Here is a 24975-nt window from a genome sequence, read left to right on the forward strand (position 1 = left end):
CGCGGGCCCCGTCAGCCGCCGAGCGCGTCGGCCGCGGCCCGCGCGGCCCCCAGCCGCCCGAGGAAGTCCGTGCTGTCCGCCCACTGGTCCACGCTCCCGGTCAGCGGCAGGGCTCGGAGTTCCGGGTCGGTGATGCTCCGGGCCAGGGCGTCGGCGAAGCGCTCGGCGTGCAGCACCTGGAACGGGCGGCCGTGGTAGGGCCGCCGCCCGGGGGCCAGCGCTTCCGCGAGGCCCGAGCGGTTCTGGAGCGCGGCCACGGCCTCGTACGCGTCGCAGAGATGCCCCTCGCGCGCCGGGTAGTCCGTGGCCGTGACCGCTCCCCGCAGGGCGGGCAGCAGTACGTCGGCCGCGGGCAGCCGGGCGAAGGCGCTCCCCAGCCATTTGCCGTACGGCGCGTACTCCCGCGCGAGGAGCAGGCACAGGCGCATCAGGTCGCGCACGAGCCGCCCCGCGACCACGGCGGACCCCAGCTCGTCCCCCACCTCGGCGCAGCGCCCGACGAACGCCTCCTCCTGGGAGATCCGCTGCCACTGGCAGGCCAGCAGATAGCGCCACACCTCGTCCGGATACCAGGCCAGCTCCTGCCGCGCCCGGGTCAGCGTGCCGACGTCGTCGTGGAACACCGCGCCGCCCGTGGTCTCCGCCAGCCTCTGCTGCGGCATGGCCAGCCAGTCGCGGACCGCCGGCACCGGGGGCTCCCCGCCGGGGCCGGGGCGGAGGCCGAGCCGATCGTGCAGCCACCCGCCGACGTCGGCGACGAGGACGCGGTGGTGGACCGGGCCGTCCGTCAGCTCCAGGTGCCCGACCGGACCGTCCGGATCGGCGTGCCGGAAGTGCGTCGGCCAGCCGCGTACCTGCTTGGGCAGCCGTTCGGCGAGCAGGCGGCGCAGCGGCTCCCCGTGCGCGGCGGCATCGGCCGGTTCCAGGAACAGGTCCAGGCGCGGGCCCCATTCGTGGTCCGCCGACCGGGCGGTGTCGAAGCCGAGCACCTCGGAGCCGGAGCCGATCCGGGCGGCGGCGTACCGCAGTCCGGGGTACTCCGCGTCGAGGACCGGCCGCACGGCCTCCTCGTAGAGGATCCGGGACAGGTCGAGTCCGGGCAGGAACGCGCGGGCGGGGGTCGTCATCCGCCCACTCTCCCCGCCGGGGGGCGTCTGTTTCCAGGCGATTTCCGTGTCGCGGAGCCACGGCTCGCGTCCGCCCCGGAGGACCGGTCGGGGAGGCGCGTCTCCGCGTCCGGGGCTTCGGACCCGCCCACCCGCCGGGTGTCGGTGCCCGCACACGGGCCGGCCTCCCGTACGCGCCGAAGCGTCCGGCGGCCTGATCGTCGGGCCGGTCCGGGGCCTCCCGGCGGGCGCCCGCGCTCCCGCTGCCCGGCCCGCCGGGAACTGAGAGGATGCGCAACGTGAGCAACGATGATCTGGCCGAGGTCCTGGGCACCCGCGAGAGCACGACGCTGGAGTTCAAGCGCACGGCGAAGCGGGAGGGCAAGCGCGGTGACGCCATCGCCATGGCCGTGTGTGCCATGGCCAACGACCTCTGTGGCCATGGGGGCGGGGACATCCTTGTGGGCGTGGACGACGCCGGAGAGCCGGTGGACGGTGTCGACACGAGCGATCGCGCGCTGCTGGCCCTGACGGACCTCCGGGACGACGGCCGCATTCTCGACCGGCCCTCGCTCACTGTTCACGTTGCCCGCTACAAGGGCAAGCCGGTCGTGCGTCTGCGCGTGGAAGCCTCGGCCGCGCCGCCCGTGCGGTGCGACGGCGTGGTCTGGGTCCGGCCGGGACCCACCACCCGACGGGCCGGGCGGGAGGACGAACGCGTGCTGTCCGAGCGCCGCCGGTCGGGGGACGGGCCGTTCGACGTCCGGCCGGTGGTCCGCGCGACGCGCGAGGATCTGGACCTCGACCTGTTCCAGCGTTCTTATCTGCCTTCCATGGTCGACCCCGAGGTGATCGAGGAGAACGGCCGCCCGCTCGATGTCCAGCTGGCCTCTTGTCATCTCGCCACGCCGGACGGCACCCCCACCGCACTCGGCCTGCTGACCGTCGGGCTCGACCCGTCCAGCAGCATCCCGGGGGCTTACGTCCAGTTCGTGCGGTACGAAGGGGTCGACCTCGACGCGCCCGTCGCCGACGAGCAGGAGCTGCGGCAGAACCTGATCGGGACGGCTGCCCGGCTGGAGCCTCTCCTGCGCAGCAATCTGAGGACCCGGATCGTCGGAGACGGCTTTCGGGAGACCCCGCAACCGGACTACCCGCTGGAAGCCCTGCGGGAGATCTGCATGAACGCCCTGATGCACCGGAACTACGAAACCTCCTACGCCCCGACCCGCATCGTCTGGTTCGACGACCGCATCGAGGTGACCAATCCGGGCGGGCCGTTCGGCCAGGTACGGGACGACAACTTCGATCTGGTGACGGACTACCGCAACCCGTCGCTCGCAGCCGCCCTGAAGGGACTCGGTTACGTCAACCGCTTCGGCCGGGGCATCGGCAGGGTGCGGGCGGCCCTGGAGCGCAACGGAAACCCGCCCGCCGAGTTCCAGGTGGACGACTCGTCCTGGGCCGTGACCCTCAGGAGGGTCGTATGACCGCGACTTCGATCGCGCTGTTCAACAACAAGGGCGGCGTCGGCAAGACCACCCTCGCCTATCACCTGGCGCACATGATGGGCCGCCTCGGCCGGAACGTCCTGGCCGTGGACCTCGATCCGCAGGCCAACCTGACGTCCGTGTGCCTGGACGAGAGCGAGATCGAGGACCTGTGGTCCAACCCCTCGGAACTGATCGCCCAAGGCCTCGTACCGGCGAAGCTCAACGGCACGGGACGTATCCGTGAGGGCCGGACCGTCGCCGACGCGGTACGGCCCATCCTGGAGGGCACGGGCGACGTGGCCCTGGTGGAGCCGGTCCTGCTGAAGCCCGGACTGTGGCTGCTTCCCGGAAGCCTCGACCTCAGCCGGTTCGAGGACAAGCTCTCGAACGAGTGGTTCAAGTCGTTCGCCGGGGACATCGCCGCGATCCGCACCACCACCGCGTTCCACCGCATGATCGAACACGCCGCCGCGTCCGTCGAGGCCGATATCGTGCTCATCGACGTCGGCCCCAACCTCGGTGCCATCAACCGCGCCGCGTTGATCGCCGCCGACAGCGTGCTGATGCCGCTCGCCGCTGATCTGTTCTCCCTCAAGGGACTCAGCAACCTGGGGCCGGCCCTCCGGGAATGGCGGCACAACTGGCGTCAGGTCGTCCTGCCCCAGGTGCCGGCGGGGATCTCGGCGCCCCCGGCGGAGATGACACCGCTGGGATACGTGATCATGCAGCCGGAGATGCGTCTTGACCGCCCGGTGAAAGCCTACGAGCGCTGGCTCGGGCGCATTCCTCTCGTCTATTCCTCCGCAGTGCTGGACGACGCGAAGAACCCTTCGTCCGGGGAGGCCCCCCATCACATCGCCACACTGCGCAACTACCGCAGCCTGATGCCCCTCGCTCACGACGCACGCAAGCCGATGTTCGAACTCAAGGCCGCGGACGGCGCGCTCGGCAGCACCCAGAAGTACGTGCAGACCTGCTACAGGGAGTTCAAAGGGCTGGCCGAGAACGTTCTGGACCGCGTGGCCGACCGGTAGCGAGGCCAGGGCCGCGGTTCTTCAGCGCCGTCGAGGACTCGTCGCCGTGACCACGGTGCTCCCTGCCGGGCCTCCCCGCGTCAGCCCGCTTTCCCCGCCTCCCCCACCGGCCGCCGGTCCACGACCCGGGCCGTCGCGTCCGCGTCCAGGTGGGCGGTGCCTTCCTCGCCGGTCACCGTGACCCTGACCCGGGGGCCCTCTCCCGGGCCGGCGCCGGGCGTCACGTCGATGCGCCAGCTCTTCGGTTCGCGTACGCCCAGGGTCGTGCGGGCCTCGTGGACCAGCGTGGGGAACAGTTCGTACGGGAGCATCTGGACGTGCATCGTCTCGGCGGCCGGGCGGGCGGCGTCGCCGCGGAGCCTCATGTGGCGTTCCTCGATGGTGATCGCGGTGACCTCCGAGGTCCCCACGCGGGCCTCCAGCTCCGTGGCCGTCTCCCGCATCCGCCCGAGGACCAGCAGCGAGGAGGCGGGCCCGGAGACGGTGGTGGACGAGGTGAACGTCCGGGAGGAGGAGGCGGACGACGTGACGGAGGGCTGCTTCGACGAGGGCCCCGTGTCGTCGTCGGACGTGAACAGCTCGCCCCGGAAGAGGAGCACCACCAACGCCGCACCCGCCAGGAAGGTGAAGAGCACGAGCATGCACCAGGGGCCCTCGCTCAGCCCCGGGTTCTCCACCAGTGTGGACTCGGGCGCGGAGTCGATCTCCGCCTCCTTCGCCCGGCGGCTCCACTCCGGGGTCGGGCGGGTGACGATCCGCACCTCCCAGGGCTCGTCCGGGCGGTACTCCACGACGGCGGTGGAGCGCGGCCGGTAGACAGGGATGTCGACCAGGTTGATGTGCTGGGTGGTGTTCACGCGGTACGCCGGCCGGCCGTCCTCCGGCTCCGGCGCCACGGTGAGCCGGAAGTCCACCGGTACGTCGGCCGATTCGCCGCTCGTCGCCCTCAGGTCCTCGATCCGGGCGAGGGCGGTCCGGGTGACCGGCGGCTCGGCGGGCCCCGGGGTCCGGCGCCCGGAGACGAAGCCGATCAGGAGGAGGAGGACCAGGACTCCGCCGCCGGAGAGGAAGACCGGGACCCGCTCCAGGATCACGCCGACCACGAGGGCCGCGACCGCCGCTCCGGCCGCTACCGAGGTGACCGTCAGACGCAGCCCGGCGAGAATTCCCCGTAAGACCGAACGCCCTTGCACGGCAGGCCCGTTGACCTCAGCCGAGTCCTGCACGACCTGCCCCTGCCCCGTTTTCCCCATGACCGTGATTGTGCCGGTCGGGGGCGATCCGGGGCAGGGGGCGGCGGATAAAATACGACGAGGTCAGTCCTCGCCCTCCAGGTTCCCCTCCGTCTCCAGGTACACCTGGCGCAGCGCGTCCAGCACCGCCGGGTCGGGCTTGGCCCACATGCCGCGCGACTCGGCCTCCAGGAGGCGTTCCGCGATGCCGTGCAGGGCCCAGGGGTTGGCCTCCTGGAGGAACTGCCGGTTCTCCGGGTCCAGGACGTACGTCTCGGTGAGCTTGTCGTACATCCAGTCGGCGACGACGCCGGTCGTGGCGTCGTACCCGAAGAGGTAGTCGACGGTGGCCGCCAGCTCGAACGCGCCCTTGTAGCCGTGGCGGCGCATCGCCTCGATCCACTTGGGGTTGACGACCCGGGCGCGGAAGACGCGGGACGTCTCCTCGACGAGCGTCCGCGTGCGGACGGTCTCGGGGCGGGTGGAGTCCCCGATGTAGGCGGCCGGTGCCGTGCCCTTGAGGGCGCGCACGGTGGCCACCATGCCGCCGTGGTACTGGAAGTAGTCGTCGGAGTCCGCGATGTCGTGCTCGCGGGTGTCGGTGTTCTTCGCGGCGACCTCGATGCGCCGGTAGGCGCTCTCCATCTCCTCGCGGGCCGGGCGGCCGTCCAGCTCACGGCCGTAGGCGTAGCCGCCCCAGACCGTGTAGACCTCGGCGAGGTCGGCGTCGGTGCGCCAGTCGCGGGAGTCGATGAGCTGGAGGAGGCCCGCGCCGTAGGTGCCGGGGCGGGAGCCGAAGATCCGGGTGGTGGCCCGCCGTTCGTCGCCGTGCTCGGCCAGGTCGGCCTGGGTGTGCGCCCGTACGTAGTTCTGCTCGGCGGGCTCGTCCAGCGAGGCGGCCAGCCGTACGGCGTCGTCGAGCAGCCCGACCGTGTGCGGGAACGCGTCGCGGAAGAAGCCCGAGATGCGCAGCGTCACGTCGATCCGGGGGCGGCCCAACTCCTCGTACGGGATGGGCTCCAGGCCGGTCACGCGGCGGGAGGCGTCGTCCCAGACGGGGCGGATACCGAGCAGCGCGAACGCCTCGGCGATGTCGTCGCCCGCCGTGCGCATCGCGCTGGTGCCCCAGAGGGAGAGGCCGACCGAGGTGGGCCAGTCGCCGTTGTCGGTGCGGTAGCGGGTCAGGAGGGAGTCGGCCAGGGCCTGGCCGGTCTCCCAGGCGAGCTTGGAGGGGACGGCCTTCGGGTCTACCGAGTAGAAGTTGCGGCCCGTCGGCAGCACGTTGACGAGCCCCCGCAACGGGGAGCCGGACGGGCCGGCCGGCACGAAGCCGCCGTTCAACGCGTGGACGGCGTGGGTGAGTTCGTCGGTCGTGGCCGCCATGCGCGGGACGACCTCGGTGGCCGCGAAGGTGAGGATGTCGGCCACCGCGTCCGGCAGCCCGGCGGCGACGGACGCCACGGCGGCCGGGTCCCAGCCGGCGTCGTCCATCGCCTGGACCAGCGCGCGGGCCTGCTCCTCGATCGCGTCCGCGTCCGTGCGGGTGGCGGCCGACTCGTCGAGGCCGAGCGCCTCGCGCAGCCCCGGCAGCGAGGCCGTGCCGCCCCAGATCTGGCGGGCGCGGAGCACGGCGAGGACCAGGTTGACCCGGTCGTTCCCGGCGGGCGGGTTGCCCAGCACATGGAGCCCGTCCCGGATCTGGACGTCCTTGATCTCGCAGAGCCAGCCGTCGAGATGCATGATGAAGTCGTCGAAGCCCTCGTCCTCCGGCCGGTCCTCCAGGCCGAGATCGTGGTCGAGCTTCGCGGCCTGGATCAGCGTCCAGATCTGCGCGCGGATCGCGGGCAGCTTCGCCGGGTCCATCGCGGCGATCTGGGCGTGCTCGTCGAGGAGTTGCTCCAGGCGGGCGATGTCGCCGTAGCTGTCGGCGCGGGCCATCGGCGGCACCAGGTGGTCGATCAGCGTGGCGTGGACGCGGCGCTTGGCCTGCGTGCCCTCGCCCGGGTCGTTGACCAGGAACGGGTAGATCAGCGGCAGGTCGCCGAGGGCGGCGTCGGGACCGCAGGCGGCCGAGAGACCCGCGTTCTTGCCGGGCAGCCACTCCAGGTTCCCGTGCTTGCCGAGGTGGATCATGGCGTCCGCGCCGAAGCCGTTGTCGTCGGCGGAGGCGGCGATCCAGCGGTAGGCGGCCAGGTAGTGGTGCGAGGGCGGCAGATCGGGGTCGTGGTAGATCGCGATCGGGTTCTCGCCGAAGCCGCGCGGCGGCTGGATGAGGATGAGGAGGTTGCCGCGCCGCAGGGCCGCGAGGACGATGTCGCCCTCCGGGTTGGCGGACCGGTCGACGAACATCTCGCCGGGGGCCGGGCCCCAGTGCCGCTCCACGGCAAGGCGCAGCTCCTCGGGGAGGGTGGCGAACCAGCGGCGGTAGTCGGCGGCCGGGATACGGACCGGGTTCTTGGCCAACTGCTCGTCGGTCAGCCACTCCTGGTCGTGGCCGCCCGCCTCGATCAGCGCGTAGATCAGCTCGTCGCCGTCGCCGGAGACCAGCCCCGGGATGTCGGCCTCCGGGCCGAAGTCGTACCCCTCGGCGCGCAGCCGCCGCAGCAGTGCGACGGCACTGGCGGGCGTGTCGAGCCCGACCGCGTTACCGATCCGGGAGTGCTTGGTCGGGTAGGCGGAGAGCACGAGCGCGATGCGCTTCTCCGCGTTCGGGATGTTCCGCAGCTTCGCGTGCCGTACGGCGATCCCGGCGACCCGGGCGGCGCGCTCGGCGTCGGCGACGTACGCCGGGAGCCCGTCCTCGTCGATCTCCTTGAAGGAGAAGGGGACGGTGATCAGCCGGCCGTCGAACTCCGGCACCGCGATCTGGGTGGCCGCGTCCAGCGGGGAGACGCCCTCGTCGTTCTCCTCCCAGGCGCTGCGCGGGCTGGTCAGGCAGAGCGCCTGGAGGATCGGCACGTCGAGCCCGGTGAGCGCGCCCGCGTCCCACGACTCGTCGTCGCCGCCGGCCGACGCCTCGGCGGGCTTGGTGCCGCCCGCCGCGAGGACGGTGGTCACGATGGCGTCGGCGGCGCGGAGCGCGTCGATCAGCTCGGTCTCCGGCGTACGGAGGGACGCGACGTACAGCGGGAGCGGCCGGGCCCCGGCGTCCTCCACGGCGGTGCACAGCGCGTCGACGAACGCGGTGTTCCCGCTCATGTGGTGGGCGCGGTAGTAGAGGACGGCGACCGTCGGCGCGCCCTCGGCCACCTCACGGGCCTCCCGTTCCAGCGGCCCCCACGCGGGGGCCGGGGCGGGCGGCTCGAAGCCGTGGCCGGTCAGCAGCACGGTGTCGGAGAGGAACCGGGCCAGCTGCTCCAGGTTGGCGGGCCCGCCGTGCGCGAGGTAGGCGTGCGCCTCGGCGGCGATGCCGATCGGCACGGTGGAGGCGGCCATCAACTGGGCGTCGGGGGCCTGTTCACCGGTCAGCACGACGACGGGGCGGCCGGTGGCCAGCACCGCGTCGAGCCCTTCCTGCCAGGCCCGTACGCCGCCGAGGAGGCGTACGACGACGAGGTCGACACCGTCCAGCAGGTCCGGCAGTCCGTCGAGGGAGACGCGGGAGGGGTTGGCGTACCGGTAGCTGACGGGTCCCTCGGAAGCGCGGGCGCTCAGGAGGTCGGTGTCGGACGTCGACAGGAGCAGGATCATGCTGCGTCAGGCCTTCCTCGGGGTGTCCACGCCCCGGGCGGTGTCGGAGGGTTTCCCCACGTCCGGCTCGGGAGCCGGGCGCTGCGCCCGGTTCGGAAACCTGGCGTTCGGGGAAGGGAGTTCCTGACTCGCCCGGCCGGTGGTGGCGGCCGTGCTCACAGTGGCGGGACCGCGCCGGAATCTCACCGGGCTTCCTCCCCTGTCGCCGTCTGGCGATGGCGGCCTGAACGGACCACCGCCTGCATCCTAAGCGGCGGAGCGGGACAGGGGCAGGGGGCGGGGGTGCGGTGGTGATCACTGTTCGCGGGTGCGGCTCCGTGCCGGACGCACCCCTGTACCGCGGGTCACCGGAGCCATGTCCCCCGCGTTCGGCTGTCCCGAGGTACGAGTCGGTTCGCGGCGTTCGGCTGTCCCGCAGGTCACAGGAGCGAGCCCACCGATCGGATCTGCACGGTCGGTATGCTCGCCGCCATGCCCGATTCCGCCCCCTCGCCCCTTTCCACGGGCGACACATCCCCCCGCGACGGCGGTGACGCCTGCCCGGGGACGCTGCGGCTGCACCGGGCCGACGACGGGGCGCTGGCCCGCGTACGCATCCCCGGCGGGGTGCTGAGCGCGGACCGGGCGGACGCGCTGCTCGCGGTGGCCGGCCGGTTCGGCGACGGTGAGCTGCATCTCACCTCGCGGGGCAACGTACAGCTGCGCGGCCTCGACGCGGAGTGCGGCGGCGGGCCCGCCGAACTGCTCGGCGCCGCCGGGCTGCTGCCGTCCGCCGCGCACGAGCGGGCCCGCAACATCGTGGCCTCACCGCTCGCCGGACTCGACGGATCGCCCTCGGTCAGCGGCTGGTTGTCCGAGCTGGACGGCCTGGTGTGCGGATCGGCCGCCGCCGCATCGCTCTCCGGCCGCTTCCTCTTCGCCCTGGACGACGGGCGCGGTGACGTGGACGCGCTGGGCGCGGACGTGACGCTGATCGCGGAGGGCGGCGACTGCCTCCTGAGGGTCGGGGCCGAGGACGAGGTGTTCCGGGTACCGGCCGAGGAGGGCCCGCGCGCCGCGCTCCTGGCCGCCGAGGCGTTCCTCCGCGCCGCCCGGGACTCCGGCGCGTGGCGCGTGAAGGACCTGCCCGACGACGTACGGGCCGAAGTGGTCCGAGCCATCGGGCCGGCGGCGGGCCCGGCCGTCCACCGCCCCCGCCCGCGTACGGCGAAGGCTCCGGAACCGGGCCCGGTCACTGGACCGTACGACAACGGCGGCACCACGACCGCGAACGCGACCACGACCGCGACCGCGACCGCGATCAGCATCGGCGTACCCCTGGGCCAACTGTCGGCCACCCAGTGGCGGCTGCTCACCGATACGGCCCGTCGGTACGGGAACGAGCTGCGGCTCACCCCGTGGCGCGGGATCGTCATCCCCGGCCCCTTCGCGCACGACGAGGCGGCTGAGGCACTCCGCACGCTGGACGCGGCAGGGCTGATCACCGCGCCTGACTCCCCGTGGACCGGCGTCGGCGCCTGCATCGGCCACCCCGGCTGCGCGAAGTCGCTGTCCGACGTGCGGGCCGAAGCGGGGGCCGCTGTCGGACCGGTCGGGCGGCTCCCTGTGTACTGGTCCGGGTGCGAACGCCGCTGCGGCCACCCCCACGGGGAGTGGATCGACGTGGTCGTCACGCCCGACGGGCACCGGATCTCACACGTACGGGGCGAACGCCGGGACCCCCCGGCGACGGTCCGGAACGCCCCGGCGGCACTCGCGGCGACGGTGGCCGCGGCCCGCGCCTGATCACGCTCCCTCCATCCTCCCCCTACCGGCAGAAGAAAGCGACAGCACTGTGCACCAGTACGAGAAGGACGGACCGGCGATCTACCGCCAGTCCTTCGCCACCATCCGCGCGGAGGCGGATCTGGCCGGGCTGCCCGCCGACGTCAGCCAGGTCGCCGTCCGGATGATCCACGCCTGCGGCATGGTCGACCTCGTGACTGACCTCGCCTTCTCGCCGAACGCCGTGGCCGACGCCCGCGCGGCCCTGCGGTCCGGCGCTCCGATCCTCTGTGACGTGGCGATGGTGGCCAGCGGGGTCACCCGCAAGCGGCTGCCGGCCGGCAACGACGTGGTGTGCACGCTGTCCGACCCGTCCGTGCCGGAGCTGGCCGCGAAGATGGGGACCACGCGGAGCGCGGCGGCCCTGGAGCTGTGGCGGGACCGGATGGAGGGCGCGGTGGTCGCGATCGGCAACGCCCCGACCGCCCTGTTCCGCCTGCTGGAGATGATCGAGGAGGGCGCCCCGCGCCCGGCCGCCGTCATCGGCGTCCCGGTCGGCTTCGTCGGCGCGATGGAGTCCAAGGAGGCGCTGGCCGAGCATCCGTCGGGCCTGGAGCACCTGATCATCCGGGGCCGGCGCGGCGGCAGCGCGATAGCGGCCGCGGCGCTCAACGCCATCGCGAGCGAGGAGGAGTAGTGAACTCTCCAGTGACTTCTCCAGTGACCGAGAACAGCGGTGGCGGCGGCAGGCTCTACGGTGTCGGGCTCGGCCCCGGCGACCCGAACCTGATGACGCTGCGGGCCGTCCAGGCCATCGGCGAGGCCGACGTCGTCGCGTACCACAGCGCCCGGCACGGCCGCTCGATCGCCCGGTCCATCGCGGCGGCGCACCTGCGGCCCGACCACATCGAAGAGGCCCTGGTCTACCCCGTCACGACGGAGACCACGGACCACCCGGGCGGCTACCGGGGCGCGCTGGAGGAGTTCTACGAGAAGGCCGCGGCCCGCCTCGCGGCGCACCTGGACGCGGGCCTGACCGTCGCGGTGCTCGCCGAGGGCGACCCGATGTTCTACGGCTCGTACATGCACATGCACAAGCGCCTGGCCGACCGCTACACCACCGAGGTCATCCCGGGCGTCACGTCCGTCAGCGCGGCGGCGGCCCGCCTCGGCACCCCCCTGGTCGAGGGCGAGGAGATCCTCACGATCCTCCCCGGCACCCTTCCGGAGGAGGAGCTGACGGCCCGTCTCGCCGCCACGGACACGGCCGTGGTGATGAAGCTGGGACGTACGTTCCCGGCGGTGCGCGGGGCGTTCGAGGCGTCGGGGAGGCTGGCGGAGGCCCGGTACGTGGAGCGGGCGACGATGGCCGGGGAGCGCACGGGCGATCTGGCGGACATCGACCCGGCGTCCGTCCCGTACTTCTCGGTGGCGGTCCTGCCGAGCCGCGTCGACGCGCCGCGCCCGTCCGGGCAGGGCGGCTCGGGTGAGGTCGTGGTGGTGGGCACAGGACCGGCGGGCCCGCTGTGGCTGACGCCGGAGACCCGCGGAGCACTCGCCGCCGCCGACGCCGTGGTCGGCTACACGACCTACCTGGACCGGGTGCCGGTCCGTCCGGGCCAGGCGCGGCACGGCTCGGACAACAAGGTGGAGTCGGAGCGCGCCGAGTTCGCCCTCGACCTGGCGCGGCGGGGTCACCGGGTCGCGGTGGTCTCGGGCGGCGACCCCGGGGTCTTCGCGATGGCGACGGCGGTGCTGGAGGTGGCCTCGCAGGAGCCGTACGCGGACATCCCCGTACGGGTCCTCCCCGGCGTCACCGCGGCGAACGCGGCGGCGGCCCGCGCGGGTGCGCCGCTGGGCCACGACTACGCCACGATCTCCCTCTCGGACCGGCTCAAGCCGTGGGAGGTCATCGCGGAGCGCCTGCGCGCGGCGGCCTCGGCGGACCTGGTGCTGGCCCTGTACAACCCGGGCTCCACGTCCCGTACGTGGCAGGTCGGCAAGGCCCGCGACCTGCTCCTGGAGCACCGCTCGCCGGACACCCCGGTGGTGCTGGCGCGCGATGTGGGCGGCCCGGCGGAGAGCGTACGGACGGTGCGGCTGGCGGATCTGGACCCGGCGGAGGTGGACATGCGGACGCTGCTGATCGTGGGCTCTTCGCAGACGCGCTGGGTACGAAGAGGTGGTTCCGGCTCGGATCAGGGCATCGTCTGGACACCGCGCCGCTACCCGGAGGCGTAGAGCCGGCGCACCCATTCCACGGCCTCGTCGGGCGTACGGGCCACCGGCACCCCTTCCGGTACCGGTGGCCGCCGGACCACGACGACGGGAATCCCGGCTTCGCGGGCGGCGGTGAGCTTGGGCGCGGTGGCGTCCCCGCCGCTGTCCTTGGTGACGAGCACATCGATCCGATGGCGGCGGAGCAGCTCCCGCTCCCCTCGGAGGTCGAACGGCCCCCGGTCGAGCAGGACCTCCATCCGGGCGGGACAGGGCGGCTCGGGAGCGTCGACGGACCGCACGAGGAACCACAGCGCGTCGAGTCCCGCTCCCGCGAAGGCGGCGAGCCCCATCCGCCCGGTGGTGAGGAAGACCCGCTCGCCGAGTGCGGGCAGCAACCCGGCGGCCTCGGCGAGCGATCCGGCGGTGTGCCAGCGGTCGCCGTCCTGGGCGACCCAGCCGGGCCGGCGGAGGGCGAGGAGAGGAACATGGGCCTGTGCGGCGGCCTCGGCCGCGTTCCGGCTCATGGTCGCGGCGAAGGGGTGGGTGGCATCGACAATCGCATCCACACCGTGCTCACGCACCCAGGCGGCGAGCCCCTCGGGCCCCCCGAACCCACCGACGCGCACGGCACCCGGCGGCAGCCGGGGAGCGGAGACCCGCCCGGCGAGCGAGGTGGTGACCCGCACCTCCGGTGCATGGGCGGCGAGGTTCTCGGCCAGCCGGCGGGCCTCGGTCGTACCCCCCAGAACAAGAACATGCACAGCACGCACAGGCAGCACAGGCATCGGAACGGACTCTTCTCATGAACGCTGAGGCGCGGGGCGGTCGCAGTGCCCAACTCAAGCACACCGGCCTGCGCCCCGGCTGGACGACCGGGGCCTGTGCGACGGCGGCGACGACGGCCGCGTACACGGCGCTGCTGACCGGCGACTTCCCGGACCCGGTGACCATCACCCTGCCGAAGGGGCAGACACCGGCGTTCGCGCTGGCGGTGGAGGAGCTGACGGCCGGGCCGGTCGAGGCGGTGGCGACGGCCGGAGTGGTGAAGGACGCGGGCGACGACCCGGACGTGACGCACGGGGCACTGGTCCGGTCGACCGTACGGAGACTGCCGCCCGGTTCCGGCGTGGTGTTCCGGGCGGGCCCGGGCGTGGGCACGGTCACCCTCCCCGGGCTGCCCCTCGATGTCGGTGAGCCCGCGGTGAACCCGGTCCCGCGCCGGCTGATGCGCGAGCACGTGGAGCGGGTGGCGGCGGAGCACGGCGGGACGGGGGACGTGGAGATCACGGTCTCGGTGGACCACGGCGAGGAGATCGCCCGTTCGACGTGGAACGGCCGGCTCGGCATCCTGGGTGGCTTGTCGATCCTGGGCACCACGGGGGTGGTCGTCCCCTACTCCTGCTCGGCGTGGATCGACTCGATCCGCCGGGGCGTGGACGTGGCGAGGGCGGCGGGCCTGGCCCATGTGGCGGGCTGCACGGGCTCGACATCGGAGAGGACGGTGGTGTCGGAGTACGGCCTGCCGGACATCGCCCTGCTGGACATGGGCGACTTCGCGGGCGCGGTCCTGAAATACGTACGCCGCCACCCGGTCCCCCGCCTCACGATCTGCGGCGGCTTCGCCAAGCTCTCCAAACTCGCGGCGGGCCACCTGGACCTCCACTCGGCCCGCTCCCAGGTCGACAAGCCCTTCCTGGCCGAGCTGGCCCGGACGGGCGGCGCGAACGAGGAGCTGGCTTCCCGGATCGCCACCGCCAACACGGGCCTGGAGGCCCTGCGCCTCTGCGAAGCGGCGGGCGTCCCCCTCGGCGACCTGGTCGCCGCCCGAGCCCGCGACGAGGCGCTGTCCGTCCTGCGGGGCGCACCGGTGGAGGTGGACGTGATCTGCATCGACCGGGCGGGGGTGGTCGTGGGGCGGGGATAGGGCGGCGAAACAACGGGCTCCCGCCCTGCGCACCATCGAAGGTGCGTCAACCGCCGGATCGCGCCCGATCACCCCACGGGCTCCTGCCGGTCGCGGCTGAACCCCCTACAGAGCCCCGGGCCCCCCGGGCACCCCGACAGCAGCAGCCGCGGCGAGCCGACCCCGCCACCCGTCCGGGTCACGCCCGGCCTCCACGGCGGCCGCCGCGTCGTCGGCGAGGTCGACGCCGAGGTCCGCGGCCCGGCGCTCGGCCCAGCGGGCCCAGGCGGCGGCCTGCTGGCAGTCGGGGCATTCGGTCTCCCCGGCCGTGGCCCGGAAGACGTGCTCGGTCCCGGGCCCGGCGCAGGTGACGAGGGGCGCGACGTACCGGGGGACGGCAGGCGGGGGCGGGGGCGGCGGGTCCGAGGGCGGACGCACCGGCTCGGCGTCGGGTACGGAGACGGCGGCCTCGGGCATCTTCTGCTCCAGCCGGTGCCGCAGGAACCCCACGGCGCACCGGACCCCGTCCTGCGGCAGATTGCTGCTCAGCGCATGGCGCAACTCACCGCCGGAGACCCCGCGCCGCAGCCACTCCACCGTCTGCGCGAGGAGCGAACGAGCCTCGGCGACACCGAGGCGGAGACCACGGCTCGCATGCCGCAGCGACAACAACACCCGCTCGGCCTCGGCCTCTTCAGCCGTCAGCGGACCCACAGGCACTTCCGCGTCCGCGCCCGGGGTTTCGGTGGGTGGGTGGGGAAAGTTCTTCTCTCGTTCTTCGTCTACCGGTAGTTGGTGACCGACCGGCCGGGGCCCCGGCTGACCGACGGTCGGAAACCGTGCACTCGGAGACGAGGCAACACTGACGCCGATGCCCGCGTCGCGCCACAGCGCCAGGACATCCCCCTCGGCCATCGGCATGTTGGCGAACAGCTGCTGGGTGACCCAACGCCCCCGCTCCCCGCAGACCCGCCGCTCATGCACGAACCCGCACATGACCAACTGCTCCTTGGCCCGCTGGAACGCCCGCCCCTTGATGCCCAGCTTCCGGGCGTGCTCGGACAACGCCAGGTCCGTGCCGCCGTCCGGCAACCCCTGAACGTAGAGAATCAGAACCTTCGCGTCACTGCACAGACGCGGATGCCGCACGACATCGTGCGAAGCCTTCGTGTAGCGCCGAGAGGGCGCGATAGCATGCCAAAGCATCCTGCGTGGACTCCTGGTTCCACTAGTTGGGTGAAGGCCCTCGGCACGGTGCTACGAACACCACCGGGGGCCGCCCCATGTGTGGGTACACACAGAGCGTGATGACGCGATCACGGTACCGCAGCCGCGAAGGCGCGAGGACCAAAAGGCGGAACACCCCACCCGACCAGGTGACTTACTGATTCCGTGGGCGCATGCGCGACGACGACCCCCCGGTCCGCCTGAACGACTCGCACGCCCCCTGGCCGGAGCTCCTCGCCAACCGCTTCGACCTGGTGTGGGCCACCGGCGGGAGGACGAGGCGAACACGTACCTGTCCCCGTTCCTCGGCCTCCCGCCGCTGCCGGTGATCCGCTTCCCCCCGGTCCCCTTCGCCCCGGCGGAGAAGGCGCCGCCGATCGCGGCCTTCGCGGGGGACCGCCCGACGGCCTGGGTGGACGACGCACATACGGCGGAAGGCCGGGCGTGGGCGGAATCCCGCGCGCCCGAACGCTGTTGGTGGCCACGGACCCGGCGCGGGGGCTGACGGAGGAGACGATGAGAACGCTGCTGAGCTGGTGAGAGAGGGGCATCGGGGGCGCCGGCCCCGGGCTCGCCGTGACCCCCGTACCGGCGGGAGATCAGCGGCCGCGGTCCTCCCGAGCCTCGGCAAGCCGCTTCTCGCGGGTCCGCTGGAGCCACTCCAGGTCCTCCAGCACCGGGTCCTTCGGCGCGGGCGGCGGGGGCTTCTTGCTGTCGCTCATGATCTCTCCTGGTGGCAGGTGCAGGCACAGCGCAGCGTCTCGACCACGGCGGTGCCCACAAGGGTCTGGCGGTTACCCACGCACAGCCGGTGCCCCTCGGGCCATTCGGTGGCGACGCGGCAATCCGGCGACGTGTACCCGGCTCGCGGGCGGCGCGCTGTCTGCTCGCTCACTGGCGTCACCCGGCAGTCCGCCGGGCGCACTCGGCCTTGTCCAGGCACTCGCGCGGGAACCAGAGGTAGGCGGCCCCCGTCTCGGGAACCACGCGCTGCTGGCCGAGGTCGGCGCTTGAGCCGACGGGGAGCAAGGCCCTGCACCAGACGCACGCCCAGCCGCGCTGCTGCTGGTCGAGCATGTCGCGGACCGGCGGTAACTGTCGCGTGACCACGGCGTCTCCTCGGTCGTCGAAGTAGTCCTCGGACCATAGGAGCGGGCACAGCAAACGAGGGGCAGGAATCCTGCCCCTCGCCCACCTGTTCGAGCTACGCGGCCAGAAGCCCCAGCTGCTCAGCCAGCGCTGCCGCGCGCTGCCGCCGGGCCGGAATCCGCGATTCGGTCTCCTCCAGCACGATGCGCCTCGCGTAACCGTTGTAGCGGATCGTCTCCGGGGCCGCCTTGTGCGCGCGTTCCAGCGTCGCCAACGCCGTCTCGGGCTGCCCGTCCAGCTGGTACGCGCGCGCCTCCTCGATCCGGTGCCGGGCCAGCCGAGGCCGCGAGGGGATTGTCGCTGTGTCCGACGCAACCGCCTGCCGCACGGACTCTCCGCCGGCCCGGAGCTCCACCGCGATGGTGACCGCGTGCGCACCCATGATGGCCTGCGAGAACGACGTCACCGGGTGGTAATAGGCCGCGGGCAGGCGGCCGGCCGTGGCCTGCGCCTTGTCCCACCACCCCCACGCGGTGCCCTTCTCGCCCCGCCGGGCGGCCGTGTACCCGGCCTCGTGCTGCAGTGCCCCGGTGATCGCCGCCGTCCGGTCGTCCGCGTCGGGAAGCATGGGCTCCAAGTAGCCGAGTGCCTCGCGGGTCATGGCGTCTGCGGCGTCGAAGTGCGACGGGCCGGAGTCGCGGTGCGCCTGCGCGGCCAGCCACGCGGCCACTCCGATCGCGTGCGGGTCCTCGGACTCCTGAGCGGCGACCATACCCCGCTCGACGACCCGCCACAGCAGGGCACTGTCGGGCTGGTACGCGATGAAGAACTGGGCCAGCGAGTACACCTCGGACAGCACGGCCTGTGCCGCCCGGTGGTCAACCGCCGTGTCCGCCTGCCGCACCGCCAGTTGGGCATCGCGGATCAGACCAGGCAGCAACTCGCCGATGACCTCCCGGTGGTTCGGTGCCTTGTGGCGTGCCGTCCAGGCCTTCGTGAGCCGGGCCGCGAGGTGCACGGCCGACGGCGCCTGCCGGTCCCGGCCGCTCAGCGTCAGGGCGTTCACCGCGTCCCGCACCGCTGGCAGCCGGGAGTGGCCAGGCCCGATGAAGAGGTCGACCGGCGCCGATTGGTCGCCGGTCAGGTCCGACAGGTCCCGCACCCGCAGCAGCTCGGCGATGCGCAGCACAACAGGGAGCTTGGGCATGCCGATCTCTCCTCGCTCCAGCTGCTTCACCCACGAGGGGGACATGCCGAGCAGCCCGGCCGCGACCGGTCGGCTCATCCCTCGGCGGGTCCGGAGAATCTGCATCCGCTGACCGAATCCCAACGGGTCGGTGTACGGGTCCGGGCTAGCATCAGATGGCATGGCCTTGCCCCTCTCTGAACAGCTCGTCACTTCAGGGTATGGGGCAAGGCCCTTTTCGTGGGCGGTCCGTGGGATTTCGGTCATGGCTGACGTTGACATCCCGAGTCCCTGATCGCCTTGGAGCGCACTGGGTGGGCGGAGCAGCAGACCGGCGCGCTGACGGTGTCTGTGCGCCGCCACCGTCCTCTTGCACCGTCACGGCCGGTGAACACGCATCGGCGGGACAACCGCTGCTCGTACGCCGGTCACATAGACCAACACACCTCAAAGGGCCCGCAGCGCCAATCCTCGCCCACCCTCCTACTCCGCCCCCGCCTCCACCTGCGTCATCGCCTCCGTGATCATGCGGGTCGCGAAGTTCTGGTCGTCCGTCATGCGGTTGATGTGTTCGGCGAGCAGGAACGCCGTCGCCTCCAGCGGGGTCAGTTCCGCGTCCGTCCAGTCGCCGTACTGCTTGCGCCACAGGGTGGGGCTCAGGCCGATGGCGGCCGCGATAGCCATGCCGGCCATCATGGGGACGGCCTCGGGCGGGACGCTTTTCGGCAGCATCTTCAGGGAGGTGACGAGGGTCGGCACCACATATTCGACGACATCCTTCTCGTGCGCCTCGTGGGCCTCCCGGAGCCACTTCATGTACAGGTAGATGAGCGTGCAGGTTCCGTCCAACACGTCGTCGACGCCCTCCGGACCCAGTGACGCGAGCAGCTGCTGGGTCAGTTGCTCCTGCTCGGGGTCGGTCCCGTCCCTGCCCGCATGGACGGTCCTGAGCCGGGAGTCGATCAGCATGAGCGCCGCGGCCACATCGCCGGCGGGAGCGTGTCGAGGTTCGAAGGGCGACATGACGGGAGTCCTTTTCGAGGCTGCGGGTGGAATCAATCACGCGGTGTCCGGGCGCGCTCCGTACCTCTGCGCACTCGGACGACTACGCAAGAGACTCTCCACGATCCCCGGCGGTCGCGCCCCGCACTTCGCGGATTCGACCGGCTCCCGGCGTCACTTTCGCCAGAACAGGTGGTGCGTCATGCCACTCGGGCTCGGAACGACGTCCAGGTGGTAACGGTCGCGCAGGTCGTCCGGTGAGTCCCACAGACGCAGGCCCGTGCCCAACTTCACCGGTGCGACCGCCACGTGCAGGGTGTCTACCAGGCCGGCGTCGAGGAACTCACGGATCGTGGTGACGCCGCCGCCGAGCCGCACGTCCTTGCCTTCCGCCGCTTCCCGCGCCCGGTCGAGGACCGACGCCGGGTCGCCGTCGACGAAGTGGAACGTGGTGTCCGACAGCGTGAGCGACGGGCGCTCGTGGTGGGTCATCACGAACACCGGTGTATGGAACGGAGGTTCCTCGCCCCACCAGCCCTGCCACTCGTGGTTCTCCCAAGGCCCGCGCTGGGGGCCGAACTTGTTGCGGCCCATGATCTCCGCGCCGATGTTGTGGGCGAAGTCCCGCGTGAGGTAATCGTCCAGGCCCCGGCTGCCGCCCGGTTCCGTGCGGTTCGGCCAGCTCGCCGTCGCCCCGGCCCAGGAGAAGAGCCGCTCGGGGTCGACGTGACCGAACGGCCGCTCCAGCGACTGCTCCTCTCCGGCGGCGACGCCGTCGCTGGAGACGGTGAAGTTCTGGACTTTCAACAGCTGAGTCACGCGCTTCTCCTGCTTCTGTGTGGTCAACGACGGTGGTGAGACTCCGCGGGGAGGGAAAACTCATCGGCCGGAGGGCAGAGATCACGTGACGGCACGGCACCGCCCGGCAGAAGCCCTGGGTGGCGGGCTCGGCCGGCACATAGCCCCTCCACTTCTGCGTACGCGCACCGAACGACCAGGGCGATTTTCGGCCAGGGCGGCGAGGTCGGCCACGGCGGTGGCTCGTGGGATTCACCCGTCATACCTGCCCTCACGGCATCGGGCCTCGGCCCCCCGGCGAATTTTCGCCGCCCGATAAGGTCATGGCCGGATAAAGAGATCGCCAAGTGCGCGCACCGCCGCACGTCTCGGGAGGAAGCCATGGGAACCCGCCGCACGTCACTGCCCGGAGTGGGCGCTCAGTACGACTTCACGACCGAGACGGGCCAACACATTTCGGTCGTCGTCCACCACGACGGCCGCCGGTTCATCGGGTTCTACGAACAGGACGACCCTGATGCGTGCCAACTCTCCGTCCCCCTGACGACGTCCGAGGCCACCGCGCTCGCGCACCTCATCGATCCGGCACCCATCGACGCCGTACGGACCGATGGCATCGACCTCGTCACCGAGCACATCCCGCTCGGCTCCCGCTCCCCGTACGGCGGGCGGCTGCTGGGGGAGACGCGGGCACGGACACGGACCGGGGCGTCCATCGTGGCGGTGCTGCGCACCCACAGCGCGCACCCGTCGCCGGAACCGGATTTTCGACTGGCCATCGGGGACACACTCGTCGCCGTCGGTACGCGTGAGGGCGTCGACGCGCTCTCCGAGATCATTGCGGAGGGCTGACCGTGCATGACACGACTGCGTTGCTGGTGGAGCTGGGAGCCGTCATCCTCGGGCTGGGGCTCGTGGGGCGGCTCGCCGGGCGGATAGGCCTCTCCCCGATCCCGCTCTACCTCCTCGCCGGGCTGGCGTTCGGACACGGCGGGCTGATCCCGCTCAAGGCCAGCGAAGAGTTCACCATGGTGGGCGCCGAGATCGGCGTCATCCTGCTGCTTCTCCTGCTGGGGCTCGAATACAGCGCGTCCGAGCTGGTCACCAGTCTCAAGACGCAGTACCCGTCCGGCGCCGTGGACTTCGTGCTCAACGCGACGCCCGGCGCCGTCGCGGCCCTGATCCTCGGCTGGGGCCCCGTGGGCGCGGTCGCGCTCGCCGGTGTCACCTGGATCTCGTCGTCCGGGGTGATCGCCAAGGTCATGACCGATCTCGGTCGGCTCGGCAACCGCGAGACACCCGTCGTCCTCGGCGTCCTCGTCATGGAGGACCTGGCGATGGCGGTGTACCTGCCGCTGCTCACCGCCATGCTCGCCGGGGTCAGCCTGGCCGGCGGCAGCCTCGCGCTCGTGATCGCGCTCGGGGCCGTCGGATTCGTCCTCTACCTGGCGCTCCGCCACGGCCGCCTGATCAGCCGCGCGGTCTCCTCCGACAACCCGGAGATGCTGCTCCTGGTCGTCCTCGGCCTCACCGTCCTCGTCGCCGGTGTCGCCCAGCAGCTCCAGGTGTCCGCGGCCGTCGGCGCGTTCCTCGTCGGCATCGCGCTCTCCGGCGAGGTCGCCGAGGGCGCCCGCAAGCTGCTCACCCCGCTGCGGGACCTGTTCGCCGCCGTGTTCTTCGTCTTCTTCGGGCTCTCCACGAACCCGGCCGACATCCCGCCGGTTCTGCTGCCCGCGGCCCTGCTGGCCATCGTCACCACCTTCACCAAGATCGCCACCGGCTACTACGCGGCCCGGCGCGCCGGCATCGGCTCGCGCGGCCGCTGGCGGGCGGGCGGCACCCTCGTGGCGCGCGGTGAGTTCTCCATCGTGATCGCCGGTCTGGCTGTGGCCACCGAGCCGCGCATCGGCCCCATCGCCACCGCGTACGTCCTGATCCTCGTCGTCCTCGGCCCGCTCACCGCCCGGTGGACGCAGCCCCTCGCGGCGAGGATCGAGGCCCGTCGCGGCGGCGGCGACGGCGACGGGAAGAGCAAGGGCACGAGCGGCGCGGAGAAGGAGCCCGTCGCGAAGTCCGCTCCCGAGCGCCGGCTGCCGTCGCACGACGACCTCACCCCCGAACCGGCGGGGGAGACGCGCGAGTAGCCGCCTTCCGGCCCCGCCGCTCGCGGCCCACGACGAAGCCCTCGGACACCCTTCACCGTGCCCGGGGGCTTCGCCGTGTCCGGGAACTTCGTGGTGAAGGGTGGCACAGGGTGGTGAAGGCACCCCGCGCCTCACCGTTGATATCTACACGACTGTAGAGTTACGACGGTTCCGGTTCCCGCTCCGGTTCCGGTTCCGGATTCGCACCGCAACGTAGGGAGACGTCATGGCTCTGTGGGATCGCATCAAAGAATCCGCGTCGTCGATGCAGACGCAGCTGGAGGCGAAGAAGAACGACCTGAAGTCGGGATCATTCCGGGACGCGAGCATGGCCATGTGCGCCCTCGTCGCCGCCGCCGACGGTTCCATCGACCCGTCGGAGCGTCAGCGCGTAGCGACGCTCATCTCGACCAACGACGTCCTGCGGAACTTCCCCGCGGACGACCTGCAACGCCGCTTCAACGGCTACGTCGACCAGCTCACCGCCGACTTCGCCTTCGGCAAGGTCAGCGTTCTCCAGGAGATCGCCAAGGCGAAGAAGAAGCCGACCGAGGCCCGTGCCGTGGTCCAGATCGGCATCGTCATCGGCGGCGCCGACGGTGACTTCGACCCGTCCGAGCAGGCCGTCGTGCGGGAGGCGTGCTTCGCGCTCGACCTGCCGCCGCACGAGTTCGACGTGTAGAACCCACCAGGACCGCCGGTGCGGTCGCGCGGGCCGGCAGACCACCGGACCGCGTCCCCTCCCCACCGGCAGGCCGGGGGTGCGTCACCCCCCTGAGCACCCCCGGCCGCACTCTCCGTCCCCCGCCCCCACTCTCCCTCCGCGGGCGACCGTCACAGCTCCTTGGCCGGCCAGTCCAGCAGCCGGGCCCCGATGACCGCCGTCTGAAGGCTGTAGCGGTGCACCGGGTCCGAAGGGTCTGACCCGGTCAACTGGTGGATGCGCTCCAGGCGGTACGTCAGCGCCCGCACGCTCAGCGCCAGCCGGCGGGCGGTCTCGGCGGCGACACACCCCGCGTCGAAGTAGACCGCCAGGGTGTTCAGCAGCGGTTCCGCGCCGCCCCGCGCCTTCTGGAGCGGGCCCAGCTCGCTGCGCACCAGATCGGCCATCGCCTGCCGGTCCCGGGTCAGCACCGGGTAGACCATGAGGTCCGAGGCGTACAGCACGGGGTCGTCCATCCCCATCCGGTCCGCCAGGTCGAGGGCTTGCAGCGCCTCGTCGTACGAGTGGACCACCCCGCCGGGGCCCTTGTGCGGGCGGCCGACCGCGACCTGGCCGCCGTCCGTCGCCGCGTGCGCCTGCTTGGCGAAGTAGCGCAGGACGTCGGGCTGACTGCCCGGTGCGATGCAGACGATCCGGCCGTCCTTCGTCGTCAGCAGGATCTTGCGACCGCCGAACCGCGCCAGCAGCGCCGCCTCCACACTGCGCGGCGCCGCGTCCGTCTCCGTGTACGCCTCCGGGCCGGACGCCACCGCCACCGCGTGCGCCCGGGAAAGCCGCAGGCCGAAGCGGGTCGCCCGCTCCGCGAGCCGCACCAGATCGCTGCGCCCGTAGAGCAGGTCGTCGATGAACTCCCGGCGTGCCGCCTCCTCCCGGCGCACGGTGAGCCGCTGGGCACGCTCGAAACCCTCGGCGAACGCGTCGACCGCCTGCTCCACAGCGGCCAGGACGGCGTCGGTCGTGGCAGGGGAGTTTCCGGCAGCTCCACGTGGCCAGGCCTCTCGGGTCTGCGCCAGATGCATCGTCACCAGAGCGCGGAGCTGATGCCCCGCGTCCGCCGCCGCACGGCCCAGCGCACGGCGGGCTTCCAGTTCGTCACGGGTCAAACGGCGGCCGGTGAGGGCGACTTCGCCCAGTATGCGGGCATAATCGCCCAGCATTGCCTCGGGAATCCTCAGCTCGGCCACACAATCTCCTTCAGCCTTGCAACGGTCTTGTCATTTCCCCAACGCACAAGGGGCGATGCCGGTGCCCGGCATGAGTGAAGCGTAAAGATTGCCGGGTTCCGGCAATGCACTGGGCCGGTCCCGGATGACACGATCAGGTCAGCAACAACACGGGGGAAGCACGGGGGAGCACGGGAAACGGGGGGAGAAACCCCTCCCGAATCCCGGGTTCCGGGTTCCGGGTTCCGGACCGTCCACGGGGGATCGGGGACGGTCCACCATCCAGGATCCGGGGTCCGGCGGGAGGAGTCCCGAGGGGGGGCACCCCGGCCGCCGCGGCAGGCTCGGACAACGCCGCGGCGCCGGGGCCCCGCCCGCCGGGCGACCGCTCGCCGCCCCCGTACCGAATGACACGGACGCGCACCGCCTCACGGCCCGTGCGCAGAACCGCAGGGGGCAGGACCGATGGGCGAATTCCTGAGCGCGACACTCGGATTCCCCGCCGTCGTCCTCGGCGCCGCTCTGGTGGTCGTCGTCTGCTTCTGGCTGCTGGTGCTCGCGGGGGCCGCCGGCCACGACTCCTTCGACGCGGACCTCGACACCGGCCCGGTCGGCCTCGGCGGCGTCCCTGTCTCCGTCTCCGTCTCCCTGCTGATCGTGTTCGCCTGGTTCGGCAGCGTGAGCGGCACGGTCCTGCTGCACCGGAGCGACATCGGCAGCACCACCCGCGCCGTACTCGCCGTCGCCGTACTCGCCGGGTCGCTGTGCCTCGCCTGGGCGGCCGTCCGGCTCCTCGTCCACCGCTTCCGCCGGTACTTCCCGGCGGAACCTCCGCCATCGCGGCTGGACTTCGTCGGGAGCGTCTGCACGATCCGCACCGGCTCCGTCACCGCGACGTTCGGCCAGGCCGAGGTCGTGTCGCACGACGGGTCGACGGCCATCGTGCAGGTCCGCACGGCCGGGCCGTTCCCGTCCGCCTCCCGGCTCTCCGGGCGGGCCGCCGAGGAAGCACCGCTCGTCAAGGGCGGCTCCGGACTCCTCTACGCGTACGACGAGGACGGCGAGTTCTTCTGGGTCTCGCCCTACGACGCGGCGCTCGATCCGGGTCCGAACACCAGACCGCACGAGCTGCCCGGCGGAACGACCGGCTGACCCGGACGGGCCGCCGGACCGCCGGATCGCCGGACCGCCGGACCGCCG

The 24975-nt window shown here is 72.3% G+C and carries 21 protein-coding genes, 1 pseudogene and 1 riboswitch; of the genes and pseudogenes, 11 read left to right on the plus strand and 11 right to left on the minus strand.

Annotated elements, in window-relative coordinates:
- Positions 1–11: 11 nt before the first annotated feature.
- Positions 12–1127: a DUF4037 domain-containing protein gene (locus tag ACH4KB_RS16265; protein ID WP_398066604.1), complete on the minus strand. Its 1116-nt coding sequence runs from the start codon at positions 1125–1127 to the stop codon at positions 12–14.
- 269 nt (positions 1128–1396) lie between these two features.
- Between ACH4KB_RS16265 and ACH4KB_RS16270 the strand changes: the two genes are divergently transcribed.
- Together ACH4KB_RS16270 and ACH4KB_RS16275 are read left to right on the plus strand one after the other, a co-directional pair.
- The gene (locus ACH4KB_RS16270) at positions 1397–2596 is read left to right on the plus strand and encodes an ATP-binding protein (protein ID WP_398066605.1); all 1200 of its coding nucleotides are present in this window, start codon (positions 1397–1399) and stop codon (positions 2594–2596) included.
- Positions 2593–3633 carry a ParA family protein gene (locus tag ACH4KB_RS16275; RefSeq protein WP_398066606.1) on the plus strand — a complete coding sequence of 347 codons (1041 nt, stop codon included), beginning with the start codon at positions 2593–2595 and terminating at the stop codon, positions 3631–3633. The genes ACH4KB_RS16270 and ACH4KB_RS16275 overlap by 4 nt, the downstream gene beginning before the upstream one ends.
- Positions 3634–3713: 80 nt before the next feature.
- On the opposite strand, the gene ACH4KB_RS16280 is transcribed toward ACH4KB_RS16275, so the two are convergent.
- A complete protein-coding gene (locus ACH4KB_RS16280) occupies positions 3714–4886 on the minus strand; it encodes a hypothetical protein (RefSeq protein WP_398066607.1) in 1173 nt (390 codons plus the stop codon).
- A 63-nt stretch (positions 4887–4949) separates the two neighbouring features.
- Positions 4950–8555, minus strand: a complete 3606-nt coding sequence (gene cobN, locus ACH4KB_RS16285; protein WP_398066608.1) for a cobaltochelatase subunit CobN — start codon at positions 8553–8555, stop codon at positions 4950–4952.
- A gap of 117 nt (positions 8556–8672) precedes the next feature.
- Positions 8673–8752: riboswitch (cobalamin riboswitch) on the minus strand.
- 262 nt (positions 8753–9014) lie between these two features.
- Between cobN and ACH4KB_RS16290 the strand changes: the two genes are divergently transcribed.
- The 3 genes from ACH4KB_RS16290 to ACH4KB_RS16300 are packed head-to-tail and all read left to right on the plus strand — an operon-like array spanning position 9015 to position 12560.
- Positions 9015–10340, plus strand: coding sequence for a cobalamin biosynthesis protein CobG (locus tag ACH4KB_RS16290; RefSeq protein ID WP_398066609.1), 1326 nt, complete (start codon positions 9015–9017; stop codon positions 10338–10340).
- A gap of 49 nt (positions 10341–10389) precedes the next feature.
- Entirely contained in the window at positions 10390–11016 is a 627-nt protein-coding gene (locus tag ACH4KB_RS16295; RefSeq protein WP_398066610.1) for a precorrin-8X methylmutase, read from the plus strand.
- A 23-nt stretch (positions 11017–11039) separates the two neighbouring features.
- Positions 11040–12560 (plus strand): precorrin-2 C(20)-methyltransferase, encoded by a 1521-nt coding sequence (locus ACH4KB_RS16300; RefSeq protein WP_398066885.1) that lies wholly within the window; start codon positions 11040–11042, stop codon positions 12558–12560.
- Here the strand turns inward: ACH4KB_RS16300 and ACH4KB_RS16305 are convergent.
- Positions 12545–13324, minus strand: coding sequence for a cobalt-precorrin-6A reductase (locus tag ACH4KB_RS16305; protein WP_398066611.1), 780 nt, complete (start codon positions 13322–13324; stop codon positions 12545–12547). The two genes, ACH4KB_RS16300 and ACH4KB_RS16305, sit on opposite strands and share 16 nt — an antisense overlap.
- Before the next feature lie 17 nt (positions 13325–13341).
- Here ACH4KB_RS16305 and ACH4KB_RS16310 point away from each other — a divergent pair, with 17 nt between their 5' ends.
- Positions 13342–14463: a cobalt-precorrin-5B (C(1))-methyltransferase gene (locus ACH4KB_RS16310; protein ID WP_398066612.1), complete on the plus strand. Its 1122-nt coding sequence runs from the start codon at positions 13342–13344 to the stop codon at positions 14461–14463.
- A 105-nt stretch (positions 14464–14568) separates the two neighbouring features.
- Here the strand turns inward: ACH4KB_RS16310 and ACH4KB_RS16315 are convergent, their stop codons facing one another.
- Positions 14569–15648: a hypothetical protein gene (locus ACH4KB_RS16315; protein ID WP_398066613.1), complete on the minus strand. Its 1080-nt coding sequence runs from the start codon at positions 15646–15648 to the stop codon at positions 14569–14571.
- Positions 15649–15848: 200 nt separating this feature from the next.
- On the opposite strand from ACH4KB_RS16315, the pseudogene ACH4KB_RS16320 reads away from it, so the two are divergent.
- Positions 15849–16209, plus strand: a pseudogene (locus ACH4KB_RS16320) (hypothetical protein); the annotation flags it as partial.
- A gap of 59 nt (positions 16210–16268) precedes the next feature.
- Here the strand turns inward: ACH4KB_RS16320 and ACH4KB_RS16325 are convergent.
- The 5 genes from ACH4KB_RS16325 to ACH4KB_RS16345 form a co-directional block, all read right to left on the minus strand.
- Positions 16269–16391: a hypothetical protein gene (locus ACH4KB_RS16325; protein ID WP_398066614.1), complete on the minus strand. Its 123-nt coding sequence runs from the start codon at positions 16389–16391 to the stop codon at positions 16269–16271.
- Between the two features lie 178 nt (positions 16392–16569).
- Positions 16570–16779, minus strand: coding sequence for a hypothetical protein (locus ACH4KB_RS16330; RefSeq protein WP_398066615.1), 210 nt, complete (start codon positions 16777–16779; stop codon positions 16570–16572).
- A gap of 94 nt (positions 16780–16873) precedes the next feature.
- On the minus strand, positions 16874–18127 hold the full coding sequence (locus tag ACH4KB_RS16335) for a helix-turn-helix domain-containing protein (protein ID WP_398066616.1): 1254 nt from the start codon (positions 18125–18127) through the stop codon (positions 16874–16876).
- Between the two features lie 300 nt (positions 18128–18427).
- Entirely contained in the window at positions 18428–18967 is a 540-nt protein-coding gene (locus ACH4KB_RS16340) for a hypothetical protein (RefSeq protein WP_398066617.1), read from the minus strand.
- Positions 18968–19120: 153 nt separating this feature from the next.
- Positions 19121–19765 (minus strand): dihydrofolate reductase family protein, encoded by a 645-nt coding sequence (locus tag ACH4KB_RS16345; RefSeq protein WP_398066618.1) that lies wholly within the window; start codon positions 19763–19765, stop codon positions 19121–19123.
- A 360-nt stretch (positions 19766–20125) separates the two neighbouring features.
- Between ACH4KB_RS16345 and ACH4KB_RS16350 the strand changes: the two genes are divergently transcribed.
- The 3 genes from ACH4KB_RS16350 (at position 20126) to ACH4KB_RS16360 (ending at position 22570) form a co-directional block, all read left to right on the plus strand.
- Positions 20126–20596, plus strand: coding sequence for a cation:proton antiporter regulatory subunit (locus ACH4KB_RS16350; protein ID WP_398066619.1), 471 nt, complete (start codon positions 20126–20128; stop codon positions 20594–20596).
- Between the two features lie 2 nt (positions 20597–20598).
- On the plus strand, positions 20599–21888 hold the full coding sequence (locus ACH4KB_RS16355) for a cation:proton antiporter (protein WP_398066620.1): 1290 nt from the start codon (positions 20599–20601) through the stop codon (positions 21886–21888).
- Between the two features lie 226 nt (positions 21889–22114).
- Positions 22115–22570 carry a tellurite resistance TerB family protein gene (locus ACH4KB_RS16360; RefSeq protein ID WP_398066621.1) on the plus strand — a complete coding sequence of 152 codons (456 nt, stop codon included), beginning with the start codon at positions 22115–22117 and terminating at the stop codon, positions 22568–22570.
- 152 nt (positions 22571–22722) lie between these two features.
- Here ACH4KB_RS16360 and ACH4KB_RS16365 read toward each other — a convergent pair whose 3' ends face one another.
- On the minus strand, positions 22723–23796 hold the full coding sequence (locus ACH4KB_RS16365) for a PucR family transcriptional regulator (protein WP_398066622.1): 1074 nt from the start codon (positions 23794–23796) through the stop codon (positions 22723–22725).
- A gap of 444 nt (positions 23797–24240) precedes the next feature.
- On the opposite strand from ACH4KB_RS16365, the gene ACH4KB_RS16370 reads away from it, so the two are divergent.
- Positions 24241–24927, plus strand: coding sequence for a hypothetical protein (locus ACH4KB_RS16370; RefSeq protein ID WP_398066623.1), 687 nt, complete (start codon positions 24241–24243; stop codon positions 24925–24927).
- Positions 24928–24975: the final 48 nt, after the last annotated feature.

Origin of the sequence: Streptomyces sp. NPDC017520 (assembly GCF_044329855.1) — a bacterium.
In the GTDB taxonomy this organism is placed as follows: Bacteria; Actinomycetota; Actinomycetes; order Streptomycetales; family Streptomycetaceae; genus Streptomyces.